The 12,478-nt window shown below is 69.2% G+C and carries 12 protein-coding genes; 3 read left to right on the top strand and 9 right to left on the bottom strand.

The window, feature by feature from the left end:
- Positions 1 to 96 precede the first annotated feature (96 nt).
- From OG257_RS14020 to OG257_RS14005, 4 genes are all read right to left on the bottom strand, one after another.
- Complete coding sequence (locus OG257_RS14020) at positions 97 to 1,299, bottom strand: glycoside hydrolase family 1 protein (protein ID WP_329207771.1); 1,203 nt, start codon at positions 1,297 to 1,299, stop codon at positions 97 to 99.
- 87 nt (positions 1,300 to 1,386) lie between these two features.
- On the bottom strand, positions 1,387 to 2,262 hold the full coding sequence (locus OG257_RS14015) for a carbohydrate ABC transporter permease (protein WP_329207769.1): 876 nt from the start codon (positions 2,260 to 2,262) through the stop codon (positions 1,387 to 1,389).
- Complete coding sequence (locus OG257_RS14010) at positions 2,259 to 3,266, bottom strand: carbohydrate ABC transporter permease (protein WP_329207767.1); 1,008 nt, start codon at positions 3,264 to 3,266, stop codon at positions 2,259 to 2,261. Before OG257_RS14010 ends, OG257_RS14015 begins: the two co-directional genes overlap by 4 nt.
- A gap of 5 nt (positions 3,267 to 3,271) precedes the next feature.
- Complete coding sequence (locus tag OG257_RS14005; RefSeq protein WP_329207766.1) at positions 3,272 to 4,516, bottom strand: sugar ABC transporter substrate-binding protein; 1,245 nt, start codon at positions 4,514 to 4,516, stop codon at positions 3,272 to 3,274.
- A 276-nt stretch (positions 4,517 to 4,792) separates the two neighbouring features.
- On the opposite strand from OG257_RS14005, the gene OG257_RS14000 reads away from it, so the two are divergent.
- Positions 4,793 to 5,773, top strand: a complete 981-nt coding sequence (locus tag OG257_RS14000; protein WP_329207764.1) for an acetylxylan esterase — start codon at positions 4,793 to 4,795, stop codon at positions 5,771 to 5,773.
- 186 nt (positions 5,774 to 5,959) lie between these two features.
- On the opposite strand, the gene OG257_RS13995 is transcribed toward OG257_RS14000, so the two are convergent.
- The gene (locus tag OG257_RS13995; protein WP_329207762.1) at positions 5,960 to 7,015 is read right to left on the bottom strand and encodes a LacI family DNA-binding transcriptional regulator; all 1,056 of its coding nucleotides are present in this window, start codon (positions 7,013 to 7,015) and stop codon (positions 5,960 to 5,962) included.
- Between the two features lie 257 nt (positions 7,016 to 7,272).
- Here OG257_RS13995 and OG257_RS13990 point away from each other — a divergent pair, with 257 nt between their 5' ends.
- Both OG257_RS13990 and OG257_RS13985 read left to right on the top strand, forming a co-directional pair.
- On the top strand, positions 7,273 to 7,740 hold the full coding sequence (locus OG257_RS13990) for a MarR family winged helix-turn-helix transcriptional regulator (RefSeq protein WP_329207760.1): 468 nt from the start codon (positions 7,273 to 7,275) through the stop codon (positions 7,738 to 7,740).
- Between the two features lie 101 nt (positions 7,741 to 7,841).
- A complete protein-coding gene (locus OG257_RS13985; RefSeq protein ID WP_329207758.1) occupies positions 7,842 to 8,393 on the top strand; it encodes an isochorismatase family protein in 552 nt (183 codons plus the stop codon).
- Between the two features lie 47 nt (positions 8,394 to 8,440).
- Here the strand turns inward: OG257_RS13985 and OG257_RS13980 are convergent, their stop codons facing one another.
- Genes OG257_RS13980 through OG257_RS13965 form a run of 4 tightly spaced genes read right to left on the bottom strand, consistent with a single transcriptional unit; the run spans position 8,441 to position 12,249 of the window.
- On the bottom strand, positions 8,441 to 9,214 hold the full coding sequence (locus tag OG257_RS13980) for a succinate dehydrogenase/fumarate reductase iron-sulfur subunit (RefSeq protein WP_329207757.1): 774 nt from the start codon (positions 9,212 to 9,214) through the stop codon (positions 8,441 to 8,443).
- Positions 9,211 to 11,124, bottom strand: a complete 1,914-nt coding sequence (locus tag OG257_RS13975; protein WP_329207755.1) for a fumarate reductase/succinate dehydrogenase flavoprotein subunit — start codon at positions 11,122 to 11,124, stop codon at positions 9,211 to 9,213. Before OG257_RS13975 ends, OG257_RS13980 begins: the two co-directional genes overlap by 4 nt.
- Entirely contained in the window at positions 11,125 to 11,988 is an 864-nt protein-coding gene (locus OG257_RS13970; protein WP_443054390.1) for a hypothetical protein, read from the bottom strand.
- Positions 11,989 to 11,997: 9 nt separating this feature from the next.
- Complete coding sequence (locus tag OG257_RS13965) at positions 11,998 to 12,249, bottom strand: hypothetical protein (protein ID WP_329207753.1); 252 nt, start codon at positions 12,247 to 12,249, stop codon at positions 11,998 to 12,000.
- Positions 12,250 to 12,478: the final 229 nt, after the last annotated feature.

Here is a 12,478-nt window from a genome sequence, read left to right as displayed (position 1 = left end):
CCGCGGAAATGCAGTGGGGGAGCCGACGGCCGTCAGGTGCCGACGACTCCCCCACCGGAGAGAGCCATCACGTGGCTCCCCGTCCTGGGGCCGGTCTCAGCCGGCGGTGCGGGGCAGTTCGCGGGAGCGGCCGAGGGAACCCAGCCAGACGGCCGACGGCCGCGCGGTTCGCTCGAAGGTCTCCAGGTCGACGGCGATCAGGCCGAACGTCGGCTTGAACGAGCCCCATTCATAGTTGTCCAGTGCGCTCCAGGCCAGGTAGCCCTGGATGTTGAGGCCGTCCTCCAGCGCGGAGGCCACCTCGTTCAGGGCACCGGCGTAGTAGTCGACACGGCGGGTGTCGTCGGAGGTCGCGATGCCGTTCTCGGTGACGATCAGAGGCACGTCGCTGCCGACCACCTCGGCGGTGTGGCGCAGGGCGTATCCGACGGCGGCCGGGTAGTACTCCCACTGCGTCAGCGTCCGCTCGACCGTCTCGGACGCGGGAATCGGGCCGTCGTGACCGATCCGGGTGCGGGTGTAGGACTGGACGCCGATCCAGTCGTCGCCGCGGGAGGCCTCGATGAAGATGTCCTCGCGCGGGTGGCGGTAGGCGGCGGTGACATCTTCGGCGCCCGGGATCGCCTGGTAGACCTGGTTGGCGATGGTCCAGCCGACCTGGATGCCGGCGTCCAGGGCACGGATCTCCTTCACGGCCGCGTGGTGGGCGGCGATGACGGCCTGGGTGGTCTCGTCGTCCGGGGTGGGCAGCCCGGCGGGCGGGAAGCCGATGTCGCCCCGCTTGGCCTGACCGGCCATCACGGCGATCATGTTCGGTTCGTTGATCGTGCAGACATGGCTGACACCGGTGGAGATCACCGGCGCGCAGGCCGCGGCATAGCGGGCGAAGAGCTCGGTGGCACCGTCGGCCGTCCAGCCGCCGCGTGCCTCGAACCACTGCGGCACGGTGAAGTGGTGCAGGGTGACCATCGGGCGCAGGCCGCGCTCGATCGCTCCTTCGACCATGCGCCGGTAGTGGGCGAGCTCGGCCCGGGAGAACTGCCCCTCGGCCGGCTCGATGCGGGCCCACTCGATGGAGAAGCGGTAGTCCGTGAAGCCCAGTCCTGCCAGCAGGTCCATGTCCTCACGCCAGCGGTGGTAGCTGTCGCAGGCGTCCAGGCTGGGCTCCTGGATGTGGGTGCCGGTGGAGTGCTCCTTGACCCACCAGTCGCTGTTGGTGTTGTTGCCCTCGATCTGGTGGGCGGCTGTGGAGGCACCCCACAGGAAGCCTTCGGGGAACGGGACCGGGGTGTGCGTCATCGCGGAATGTCTCTCTTGTGCGTGAAGGGGTGTGGCCGAGGGGGTGGGGCACGGCCTCGTGAGTGCGTGTGGGGCTGCCCGGGCGGGCTACTTCAAGCCCGCCGTGGCGATGCCCTGGGTGAAGTGCCGCTGCAGGGCGATGAAGAGGATCAGCACCGGCAGTACGACAAGGAACGCTCCGGCCATCAGCATCCCGTTCGATCCGCCGGCCTTGTTGGGGTCCGTGGCGAACGTGGCGAGGGCGACGGGGAGGGTGTACTTGTCCGGATCGTTGGTTGCGATCAGGGGCCAGACGAAGTTGTTCCAGGAACCGAGGAAGGTGAAGATCGAGAGCGTCGCGAGGGCGGGCTTCACCAGCGGCATCACGATTCGCCAGAAGATGTACCACTCGCCGGCCCCGTCCATCCGGGCGGCCTCCAGCAGCTCGTCCGGGATCGACTGCATGAACTGCCGCATCAGGAAGACCCCGAAGGCCCCGGCGGCGAAGGGCAGCACCAGACCCGCATACGAGTCGATCAGCTGGAGCTTGCTCATCAGCACGAACAGCGGCAGCAGCATCAGGTTTCCGGGAACCATCAGAGCACCGAGGACGACGCCGAAGATCTTGTTGCGGCCGACGAAGTTCAGCTTGGCCAGCGCGTACCCGAGCATCGAGCAGAACACCAGATTCGAGACGGTGACCAGCACCGCCACGATCACGGAGTTCATGAAGTAGAGCGGCAGATTCAGCTTGTCGAGCAGTTCCCGGAAGTTGTCCAGGGTCCACTCGGTGGGAATCCACACGGGGGGACTGGCCGACAGCTCGGAGGTCGTCTTGAACGACGAGAGGGCCATCCACAGGAACGGCGCAGACATGATCAGCAGGCCCAGCGAGAGCAGGGCATAGGCCAGGGGACGCCTCAGGTTCCGGGGCTTCCTCGCCGGCGCCGTCCGTACGGCACCGGGTGCATTGCCGACGGTCATTTCGTGTTGTCCTTCAGCAGTCGGAGCTGCAGCACCGTGATGCCCATGATCACTACGAAGAGGACATACGCCATGGCGCTCGCATAGCCCATGTGGAAGAAGTTGAAGCCCTCGCGGTACATGTTCAGCGACACGGTGAGCGTGGAGTCGGACGGGCCGCCCTGCGTCATCACGAACGGCTCCTCGAACACATTGAGGTATCCGATGGTCGTGATGACCGTGGCGTAGAGGACCGTGGGCCGCAGCAGGGGCACCGTGATCCCGCGGAACTCCTGCCACACTCCGGCACCGTCCAGCTTTGCGGCTTCCCGCACCTCGGTGGGGATGGCCTGCAGACCTGCGATGAAGAGCACCATGACCGTACCGACGTTGCGCCAGACCGCCATCGCGATCATCGACGGCATGGCCAGGGTCTCGGAGCCGAGGAAGTCCGGTGCGGTCAGACCCACTTCGGAGAAGAGACCGGCGATGAGGCCGTCGCTCGGATCCAGGACGAAGCGCCACACCACGGCGACCGCCACGATCGTGGTGACCACCGGTGCGTAGAAGCCGACGCGGAAGAAGGTCCTTGCCCGGTCGATGCCGTTGTTCAGCAGTACGGCGACGACCAGTCCGAGGGCGATGGTCAGGGGGACGCCGATCACCACGAAATACGCCGTGTTGAAAAGCGACTTGAGGAACTTCTCGTCGCTGAAGAGATTGACGTAGTTCTCGAAGCCGATGAAGTTCGCGTCCCAAGGGCGCGTGACATTGCGCAGCCCGAAGTCCGTGAAACTCATCAGCAGAGTGGCGAGGATCGGGAATGCCATGAAGACGGTGAAGAGGACGAGGAAGGGGGTGGAGAACAGCCAGCCGGCCGCGTTCTGCACACCCATCGACGCCTTGCGCCCCTGCCGGCCCGGTCGGCCCCGCTGGTCATGGGGCAGGGCGCCCGGGGACGGAGAAGTCCCGGGTCCGCCCTGCACCTCGGCCGCCCGCGCGGCCTTTCCGGTCGTAGTGCTCATGGCTCCTACTTCACGAGGCCTTCGATCTCGGACTGCGCGGTCTTCAGCGCGTCCTCGGGGGAAGCCTTGCCCTGCGTCACCTTGGCGATGGCCTGGTCGACCTTGTCGGTGATCTCCGTCCACTTGGCCGTGGACGGCGAGGCCTTGGCGGTGTCCATCTGCTTCTTGAAGATCTGGAGGTTCGTGTCGTCGGCGAGCTTGCCGGAGGTCCAGGCCGCGGTGTTCGCGGGGAGGTCCTTGGTGCGCTCGTACCAGTCCGCCTGGCCCTCGGTGCCGGTGAGGTACTTGATGAGCTCCGTGGCGGCGGCCTTGTGCTCGCTGTCCTTGGAGACCACCAGGGAGGACCCGCCTGCCATGGAGACCGAGGACTTGTCCGCCGGCACGGCCGCCACCGCCCACTTGCCCTTGAGCTGCGGCTGGCCCTCGTTCAGCAGGGTGACGTGCCAGGGGCCGCCGAAGAACATGGGGACCCGGCCGTTGCCGAAGTCCTTCACCACGTCGTAGCCGGGCTGCACGGACTTGTTGGAGAGTCCCTTGTCGAAGTACGAGCCGTACTCCTTGAGCGCCCTGACGGCCTCGGGGCTGTCGATGACCGCGTCGCCCTTGTCGTTGACGATCTCGCCGCCGGCGGAGTACAGGAAGGAGTAGAAGTTCTGCACCGTGTCCAGGCCGCTGGGCTGGATGGACAGGCCCCACTTGGTGCCCGCCTTCTTCTGGTACGCGGTGGCGAGGTCCTGCATCTCCTGCCAGTCGGACGGCGCCTTGTCGACACCGGCCTTCTCGGCCAGGTCGGTGCGGTAGTAGAGGACGCGCGTGTCGACGTACCACGGGACGCCGTACGCGGTGCCGTCCACCTCGCCCTGGTTCCAGCCCGCGGGGAAGAAGTCCTTCTTGTCGAAGGTCTTGGTGTCGACCGGCTCCAGGACGCCGAGCTCGGCGAACTCGCCCATGTAGCTCCCGCCCATCTGCGCCACATCCGGCAGGGTGCCGGCCGCGGCGGCGGACACCAGCTTCTGGTGGGCGACGTCCCAGCCGACCGGGGTCACCTTGACGGTGATGTGGGGGTTGGCCTTCTCGTAGACCTTGGCCACATCTGCGAGCTTCTCGCCCTCGGCGCCCATGGCCCAGACGGTGAGCGTCTGCTTCTTGTCCGCGGCGACATCGGCGCCGCCGGAGCTCCCGCAGGCGGTGATGCCGTAGGCGAGCGCGACTGCGATACCGGCGGAGACGGTTCTGGCGGTGCGGGACATGGAGGGCTCCTCCTTGAGCAATCCGGATGTATGCGCTGCCTGTAAGCGCATACATCACTCTGCGACAGTTCTTCGCGAATCCGCAAGAGGGTGCTGGGTCACACTCGTGCAACGTGCTCGACACCTGGGGGCTCGACTGTGGAACGGTAAGCATGCCGTTTGCGAATTAGAAGTGGATGTGACTGATTCCGCTTGATTGGGAGGGGTTCGGCGAGGTTCCGGCGAGGATCCAGGCAGGGGCCGGTGGGCGAAAGCGAGCGCGCTACCGTCGTGGCCATGGCTTCGTTCGCGCACGGCTTTCCCTTCGATCCGGCCCACGGGCACACGCTCGACGAGCTGCTGCGCGTACCTGCGCCGACCGCGCCCGAGGATTTCGAGGCGTTCTGGCAGGAGCGGTACAGCGAGGCCCGTGCTGTCGCCACCGCTCCCGAGATCGGCCCCGCGGAGGGTGAGCGCGACGGCGTCCGGCTGCACGAGGTGTCCTTCACCTCCGTGGGCGGGGTACGCCTCGGCGGCTGGCTGGCGCTGCCCGTCGAGGGGCCCGCGGAGCACGGCTTCGTCATCGGACACGGCTACGGCGGCCGGCACAACCCGGGGGCGGAGGTGCCGCTGCCGCTGCCCCGGTCCGCCGCGATCCTGCCCTGCGTGCGCGGGATGGGAAGCCGTGGTCTGTGGCCCGGCATTCCCAGCAGGGCCGCCAGGCATGTTCTGCACGGCATCGGGTCGCGTGACACCTATGTCATCGGCGACTGCGTGGCCGACCTGTGGTGCGCGGCCTCGGCCCTCCAGGAACTGCTGCCGGAGCTGCGCGGCCTCGGCGCCCTCGGCTATGTCGGCGAGAGCTTCGGAGGCGGCCTCGGCGCACTCGCACTGCCCTGGGACGAGCGGTTCGGCGCCGCGCAGCTCACCGTTCCGACCTTCGGCAACCATCCGCTGCGGCTCACCCTGCGCTGCAGCGGCAGCGGGGAGTCGGTACGGGCGCACCACCGTGACCACCCCGGCGTCACGGACGTTCTGCGGTATTTCGACGCGGCCACGGCCGCCGCGCGGCTGGAACTGCCGACGTTCGTCGCCGCAGCGCTGTTCGATCCTGCGGTGCCGCCGCCGGGACAGTTCGCCGTGCACAACGCGCTCCCCGGCCCGCGGGAGCTGCTGGTGCTGGGCGCCGGGCACTTCGCGTACGAAGGGAGCGCCGCCGAACTGGCCGAGCTCCGCACCCGTCGTCGGCGGTTCTTCGGGGAGTGGCTCGGACGGTGACCCGGAGGACGCGGCTCGGACGGTGACCCGGAGGACGCGGCTCGGACGGTGACCCGGAGGACGCGGCTCGGACGGTGACCCGGAGGACGCGGCTCGGACGGTGACCGGGGCGCGGCTCGGACGGTGATCCGGAGGACGTGGCTCGGGCAGTGACCGGATCGGCGCCGGCCGCAAAGGGCGCCCGGGTCAGCCGCAGCCGCAGCTCGCCCGCCTGGCCGGGGAGACGGGCAGCTCCAGCGACACGGGGTCACGGTTCCGGTCGGCCAGTCGTTGCACCAGCAACTCCACGGCCTGTTCGCCCAACTGTCGAATCGGCTGCCGCACGGTCGTCAGCGACGGCCGCACGATCCGGCTCAGCGGGATGCCGTCGAATCCGGTCACAGCGATGTCCTCGGGGACCCGGACCCCGCGCCTCTCCAGCGCGCGCAGCGCGCCCACCGCCATCTGGTCATTGGCGAAGAGCACCGCCTGCGGCCGCTCGGAGTCCCGGTCGAGCAGTGTCTCCGCGGCGCGGGCGCCCTCGGCCTGCGTCATCATCTCCGTCCGCAGATCCGGTGCGTCCGGAACCGGCAGGCCGGCGTCGCGGCACGCCTCGCGGAAGCCGCGGAACCGCGCCTCGGCATCCGGTGACGCGGGGTCGCCCCCGACGAAGGCGAGCCTGCGCAGGCCGTGGTCCTCGATCAGATGGCGGGCCAGCTCGCGCTCCCCGTCGGCGTTCGCGACGACGATGTGGTCGAGGTGGTCGATCTCGCGCGGCCCGGCGAGCATGACCACCGGCAGCCGGCGCGATATCACCTCGAGGTCCTCGGTCGGCACGGTCTGCGCCAGTACGGCGAAGCCGTCCACCCGCCCCGCGACCTTCGCGACGAGGCTCTCCGGCCCGCCTTCCAGCGACGCGGCGATCAGCAGGGCGTAACCGTGCCGGCGCGCCGCCCGTTCCATGCCGCGGATGATCTGGTCGGAGTACAGCATCACCGCGTCGTCGGCGTCGCTGTCGGCCTCCGCGTCCGCCTCGGCGTCGGGGTCGGCGTAGTCCGGGAAGCAGAGGCCCAGCACACCGGTGGTGCGGCTGGCCAGGCCACGGGCGTTGCCGCTCGGTACGTAGCCGAGTTCGCGGGCCGCCTCCAGTACCCGCTCGCGCGTCTGGGCGCGCACGGAATCCGGGTTCCGGTACACCCGGGAGACCGTGGCAATGGAGACGCCCGACCGCTCGGCGACGTCGTACACCGTGGGGGCGCTCACTCGACCGACCGTCCGCTTCTTCTTCCGTAGCGACGCGCCTGATGCGTGTGCTGGTACGTGTGCTCCTGGATGGCCGGCGCGGTCGCCGACCGGTCCTTTGAAAGCGCATTCACCCTAGATCGCGGGCTGGCGGGCGAGCAAGAGCGAACGGTGTGGCGCGCGCCGCGTTCACGCTCCCGGAACCCCTTTGCCGAACGCTGGGCAGAAAATAGACAGGCTGCCTTGCAAGGTGCCCTGTCCATCCTTACGGTCGAAGGATGTCCAGTACCTCCCCGGACCCCCGGGACCGCAGGCCCGCCGACCCGAGCGCCGAGCGCGTGGCGACGGACCTCGCGGCAGTGGTGGGCCGGCTGCTCCGGCGCTTGCGCACCAGCTCGGCCGACAGTCTGCTCACGCCCTCCCAGCGGTCGGTGCTGGCGAGACTGGACGAGGGCGGACCCGCCACAACCGCGGCGCTGGCCCGCGCCGAGCTCGTGCGGCCCCAGTCGATGCGGCTGACCCTCGGCGCGCTGGGAGACCTGGGTCTCGTCGCCCGCGCCCCCGACCCGTCGGACGGGCGGAAGTCGGTCGTGTCCCTCTCGGACGCGGGGCGCAGCACGCTGGCCGAGGTCCGGGCCGCCAAGCGGAGCTGGCTGGCCGAGGCGATCACCGCCGAACTGGACGGGGAGGAGCGCCGTACGGTCGCCGAAGCCGTCGCGCTCATCGGCCGCCTCGTCGAGAAGTGACGACCGCTCGACTCCTGCTGATCATCCCGACCGTCGGCGACCGCGCCCCGCGCGCACGCCACGGATCACCCGACCCCCCCCGCACCACAAGGAGTACGCGCATGAGCGCCACCACCCTGGACCCGAACACCGCACTCGTGGTCGTCGACCTCCAGAAGGGCATCGTCGGCCGCCCCACCGTCCACCCCGCCGCCGACATCGTCGCGAACTCGGCGACCCTCGCCGACGCCTTCCGCGCCAAGGGCCTCCCGGTCGTCCTGGTCCGTGTCACCGGCGGAGCCCCCGGCCGTACGGACGCCTCCGCGCCGGCCGGCCGGCCCGCCGCGGACTGGGCCGACCTCGTGCCCGAGCTCGGGCCCCGCGAGGGCGACATCGTCGTCACCAAGGAGCAGTGGGGAGCCTTCCACGGCACCGACCTGGATCTGCGGCTCCGGCGTCGCGGCATCACCCAGATCGTGGTGACGGGCATCGCGACCAGCATCGGGGTGGAGTCCACCTCCCGTTCCGCCCACGAGCACGGTTACCACGTCACCATCGCCACGGACGCGGTCACCGACATGGACGCCGACACCCACCGCAACAGCGTCGAGAAGATCTTCCCGAGGCTCGGCGAGACCGACACCACCGCCGCGATCATCAAGCTCCTCGGCTGAGAGGCCCAGGAGGCCAAGGGTCCAGGGCGCCAGGAGCCCAAGCCCGGTCAGGGCCCCTCCCGCCGCCTGATCTTGTTCCCCAGCCAGACCAGCGGGTCGTACTTGCGGTCCACGGCCCGCTCCTTCAGCGGGATCAGCGCATTGTCCGTGATCTTGATGTGCTCGGGGCACACCTCCGTACAGCACTTGGTGATGTTGCAGTAGCCCAGGCCGTGCTCCTCCTGCGCCGTCGCCTTCCGGTCCAGTCCCGACTCGGCGGCGGCGTCCAGGGGGTGCATGTCCAGCTCGGCCACCCTCATCAGGAAGCGGGGCCCGGCGAACGCCGCCTTGTTCTCCTCGTGGTCGCGCACCACATGACAGGTGTCCTGGCACAGGAAGCACTCGATGCACTTGCGGAACTCCTGGGAGCGGTCCACGTCGACCTGCTGCATCCGGTAGTCGCCCGCCTTCACCCCCTGCGGCGGTACGAAGGCGGGCACCTCGCGCGCCTTGGCGTAGTTGAAGGTCACATCCGTCACCAGATCGCGCACGACCGGGAAGGCCCGCAGCGGAGTGACCGTGATCGTCTCCTCGCGGCTGAACACCGACATGCGTGTCATGCACAGGAGCCGGGGCCGTCCGTTGATCTCCGCGCTGCACGAACCGCACTTGCCCGCCTTGCAGTTCCAGCGCACCGCCAGATCGCCCGCCTGGGTGGCCTGGATCCGGTGGATGATGTCGAGGACGACCTCCCCGTCGTTCACCTCGACCGCGAAGTCCTTCAGCTCACCGCCGTCGGTGTCCCCGCGCCACACCCTGAACCGGGCTTCGTAGCTGCTCACTCGTACAGCTCCTCTTCGGCGAGGTACTTGACCAGCTCCTCCTTCTCGAAGAGGGAGAGCAGGTCGGGACGGATGGGTTCGGTCGTCGTACGTACGAGCTCGATCAGGCCGCCTGCGGGATCGTCGTTCCCGGCGAGCCGCGCCAGCAGGTTGACGGGGCGCCAGGAGCGTTCCATCGAGGGGCAGTCCTCGCGGGTGTGCCCGCCACGGCTCTCCGTACGCTCCAGCGCGGCCCGGGCGATGCACTCGCTGACCAGCAGCATGTTCCGCAGGTCCAGTGCGAGGTGCCAGCCGGGGTTGAACTGCCGGTGCCCCTCGACGACGGCGTGCTGCGCCCGTTCCCGGAGCGCCGCCAGTTTCTCCAGCGCCTGCTCCATCTCGTGCTCCCGCCGGATGATGCCGACCAGGTCGTTCATCGTCTGCTGGAGTTCCTGGTGCAGGGTGTACGGATTCTCCGCGGGTGTCCCGCCGGTGCCGGCCGCCTCGGTGCCGAACGGCCGCAGGGCCTCGGCCGCCGCCGTGTCGATCCGGTCCTGGTCCACCACGGGCGGTGTGTCGAGCGAGCTCGCGTACTCGGCGGCGTGCGCTCCTGCCCGCCTGCCGAAGACCAGCAGGTCCGAGAGGGAGTTCCCGCCGAGCCGGTTGGAGCCGTGCATGCCGCCGGCCACCTCGCCCGCCGCGTACAGCCCGGGGACGGCGAGGGCGCTGGCGGTGTCGGAGTCGACGGCGATGCCGCCCATCACGTAGTGACAGGTCGGTCCGACCTCCATCGCCTCCGCCGTGATGTCGACGTCCGCCAGCTCCTTGAACTGGTGGTACATCGAGGGCAGCCTCCGCCGGATCCTCTCCGCGGGCATCCGGGTCGACACGTCGAGGAACACGCCGCCGTGCGGCGAGCCGCGGCCCGCCTTCACCTCGGAGTTGATGGCGCGGGCCACCTCGTCGCGGGGCAGCAGTTCGGGCGGACGCCGGTTGTTGTCGGGGTCCTCGTACCAGCGGTCGCCCTCTTCCTCCGACTGCGCGTACTTCTCCTTGAACACATCGGGGACGTAGTCGAACATGAACCGCTTGCCCTCGGAGTTCCGCAGTACCCCGCCGTCGCCGCGCACCGACTCGGTGACGAGGATGCCCTTCACCGACGGAGGCCAGACCATGCCGGTCGGGTGGAACTGCACGAACTCCATGTTCAGCAGCGGCGCTCCCGCGAGCAGGGCCAGCGCATGGCCGTCGCCGGTGTACTCCCAGGAGTTCGACGTCACCTTGAAGGACTTGCCGATGCCTCCCGTGGCAAGGACCACCGCGGGGGCCTCGAGCACGAAGAAGCGGCCGGACTCCCGTTCGTAGCAGAAGGTGCCGGCGACCCGGTCCCCGTCCTTGAGGACCTGGGTGACCGTGCACTCCTGGAAGACCTTCAACCGGGCTTCGTAGTCGCCGAATTCGCGGTGGTCCTCCTGCTGGAGGGCGACGATCTTCTGCTGGAGCGTGCGGATCAGTTCGAGGCCGGTACGGTCCCCGACGTGTGCGAGCCGCGGATACTCATGGCCGCCGAAGTTGCGCTGGGAGATCTTCCCGTCCGGCGTACGGTCGAAGAGCGCACCCCAGGTCTCCAGCTCCCAGACCCGGTCGGGAGCCTCCTTGGCGTGCAGCTCGGCCATCCGCCACTGGTTGAGGAACTTCCCGCCGCGCATCGTGTCGCGGAAGTGGACCTGCCAGTTGTCGCCCGAGTTCACGTTGCCCATGGAGGCCGCGATGCCGCCCTCCGCCATGACGGTGTGCGCCTTGCCGAAGAGCGACTTGCAGATGACCGCGGTACGCGCCCCGCGCTCCCTGGCCTCGATCGCGGCGCGCAGGCCGGCACCCCCGGCACCGACCACGACGACGTCCCACTGCTGCCGTTCGAGCTCTGTCATTCAGAAAAACCTCGGATCGTCGAAGGCGCCGGAAGCGACGAGGTACACATAGAAGTCCGAGAGCGCCACGCTGATGAGCGAGGCCCAGGCGAGCAGCATGTGCCGGGCGTTCAGCCTGCCGACCCAGCCCCACAGCCGGTAGCGCACCGGGTGCTTGGAGAAGTGCCGCAGCCGGCCGCCGATGATGTGGCGGCAGGAGTGGCAGGACAGGGTGTACGCCCAGATCAGCACGATGTTGACCAGGAAGATCAGCGAGCCGAGCCCCATGTGGCCCCAGGCGTAGTGCTCGTCACGGAAGGAGAGCACGGTGTCGTACGTGAGGATTCCGGCGACCGGCACCGCGGCGTAGAAGAAGTAGCGGTGCATGTTCTGCATGACCAGCGGGGAGCGGGTCTCGCCGGTGTACGTCGTGTGGGGCTCGGCGACCGCGCAGGCCGGGGGCGAGGCCCAGAAGCCCCGGTAGTAGGCCTTGCGGTAGTAGTAGCAGGTCAGCCGGAAGCCCAGCGGGAAGATCAGGATGATCAGCGCGGGGGAGAGGCCCCACCAGCTGCCGAGTACGTCCCAGTTCGGGCCGCCCCGCATCGGTACGCAGTTCTCCGCCAGGCAGGGGGAGTAGAACGGCGACACGTAGGGGGCCGCGTAGTAGTCGGCGTTGGAGAACGCCCGCCAGGTCGAGTAGACGATGAAGGCGAAGAGGCCGGCGGCGGTCGCGGCGGGCGCCAGCCACCACCGGTCGGTGCGCAGATGGCGGGCGGCGATGGCGGCGCGCGACGCTCCGCGCACCCCTGCCCCGGCGCCCGTCGTGCCCGCCGGCGGCGCGGCGGACCTCGGTGGTTCCGTACCTGGTTCCGTACCGGTGGCCAAGGAGCTCTCCTAGAAGGCGTGCCTGCCGCGGACGCCCAGACCCTCGTCGTCCGAGTCCGTCCACAAGGCGGCGTCGTACGGCGTCTCGGTGATGGTGATGACCCCGGGGCCGGGACCGCCGGGAGTGTCGGGGCCGGGGGTCTCCGTCGCGGCGGAGTCCTGGGCGCGCAGCTGCGCGATGGTCCGCTCCAACCGGCCGACTGTGCGGACCAGGTCGTCGAGGCAGTGCTGAACGGCTGTCAACTCATCGTGCAGAGACATGATTTGACCAACCTCCCGCGATGGCGGAGCGCAGTTGTGTGCCTGAGAGTGTTGCGCGTCACACCGCTGCTCCACAAGGGTCCGGCAGGCCCCCGTGGCCGGGGCGCGGGCGTGGGGCCGCTCGGGTGAGGTTTGCCGCCGTACGGGCCGTGTCTGCCGTCCGACGCGCGTGGAGGTGGGTTCAGTGGGTCAACGAATCAGTGTGATCAACTGCAAATGCCACCAGAAC

Source organism: Streptomyces sp. NBC_00683, assembly GCF_036226745.1.
Taxonomy (GTDB): Bacteria; Actinomycetota; Actinomycetes; order Streptomycetales; family Streptomycetaceae; genus Streptomyces.
Note: the sequence above shows the minus strand (reverse complement) of the source record. Positions and strands in the feature narration are given on the sequence as shown.

Bases quoted from the DNA above. Each gene is read 5' to 3' on its own strand.
- OG257_RS14020 (WP_329207771.1), bottom strand. From the start codon at position 1,299: ATGACGCACACCCCGGTCCCGTTCCCCGAAGGCTTCCTGTGGGGTGCC.
- OG257_RS14015 (WP_329207769.1), bottom strand. From the start codon at position 2,262: ATGACCGTCGGCAATGCACCCGGTGCCGTACGGACGGCGCCGGCGAGG.
- OG257_RS14010 (WP_329207767.1), bottom strand. From the start codon at position 3,266: ATGAGCACTACGACCGGAAAGGCCGCGCGGGCGGCCGAGGTGCAGGGC.
- OG257_RS14005 (WP_329207766.1), bottom strand. From the start codon at position 4,516: ATGTCCCGCACCGCCAGAACCGTCTCCGCCGGTATCGCAGTCGCGCTC.
- OG257_RS14000 (WP_329207764.1), top strand. From the start codon at position 4,793: ATGGCTTCGTTCGCGCACGGCTTTCCCTTCGATCCGGCCCACGGGCAC.
- OG257_RS13990 (WP_329207760.1), top strand. From the start codon at position 7,273: ATGTCCAGTACCTCCCCGGACCCCCGGGACCGCAGGCCCGCCGACCCG.
- OG257_RS13985 (WP_329207758.1), top strand. From the start codon at position 7,842: ATGAGCGCCACCACCCTGGACCCGAACACCGCACTCGTGGTCGTCGAC.
- OG257_RS13975 (WP_329207755.1), bottom strand. From the start codon at position 11,124: ATGACAGAGCTCGAACGGCAGCAGTGGGACGTCGTCGTGGTCGGTGCC.
- OG257_RS13965 (WP_329207753.1), bottom strand. From the start codon at position 12,249: ATGTCTCTGCACGATGAGTTGACAGCCGTTCAGCACTGCCTCGACGAC.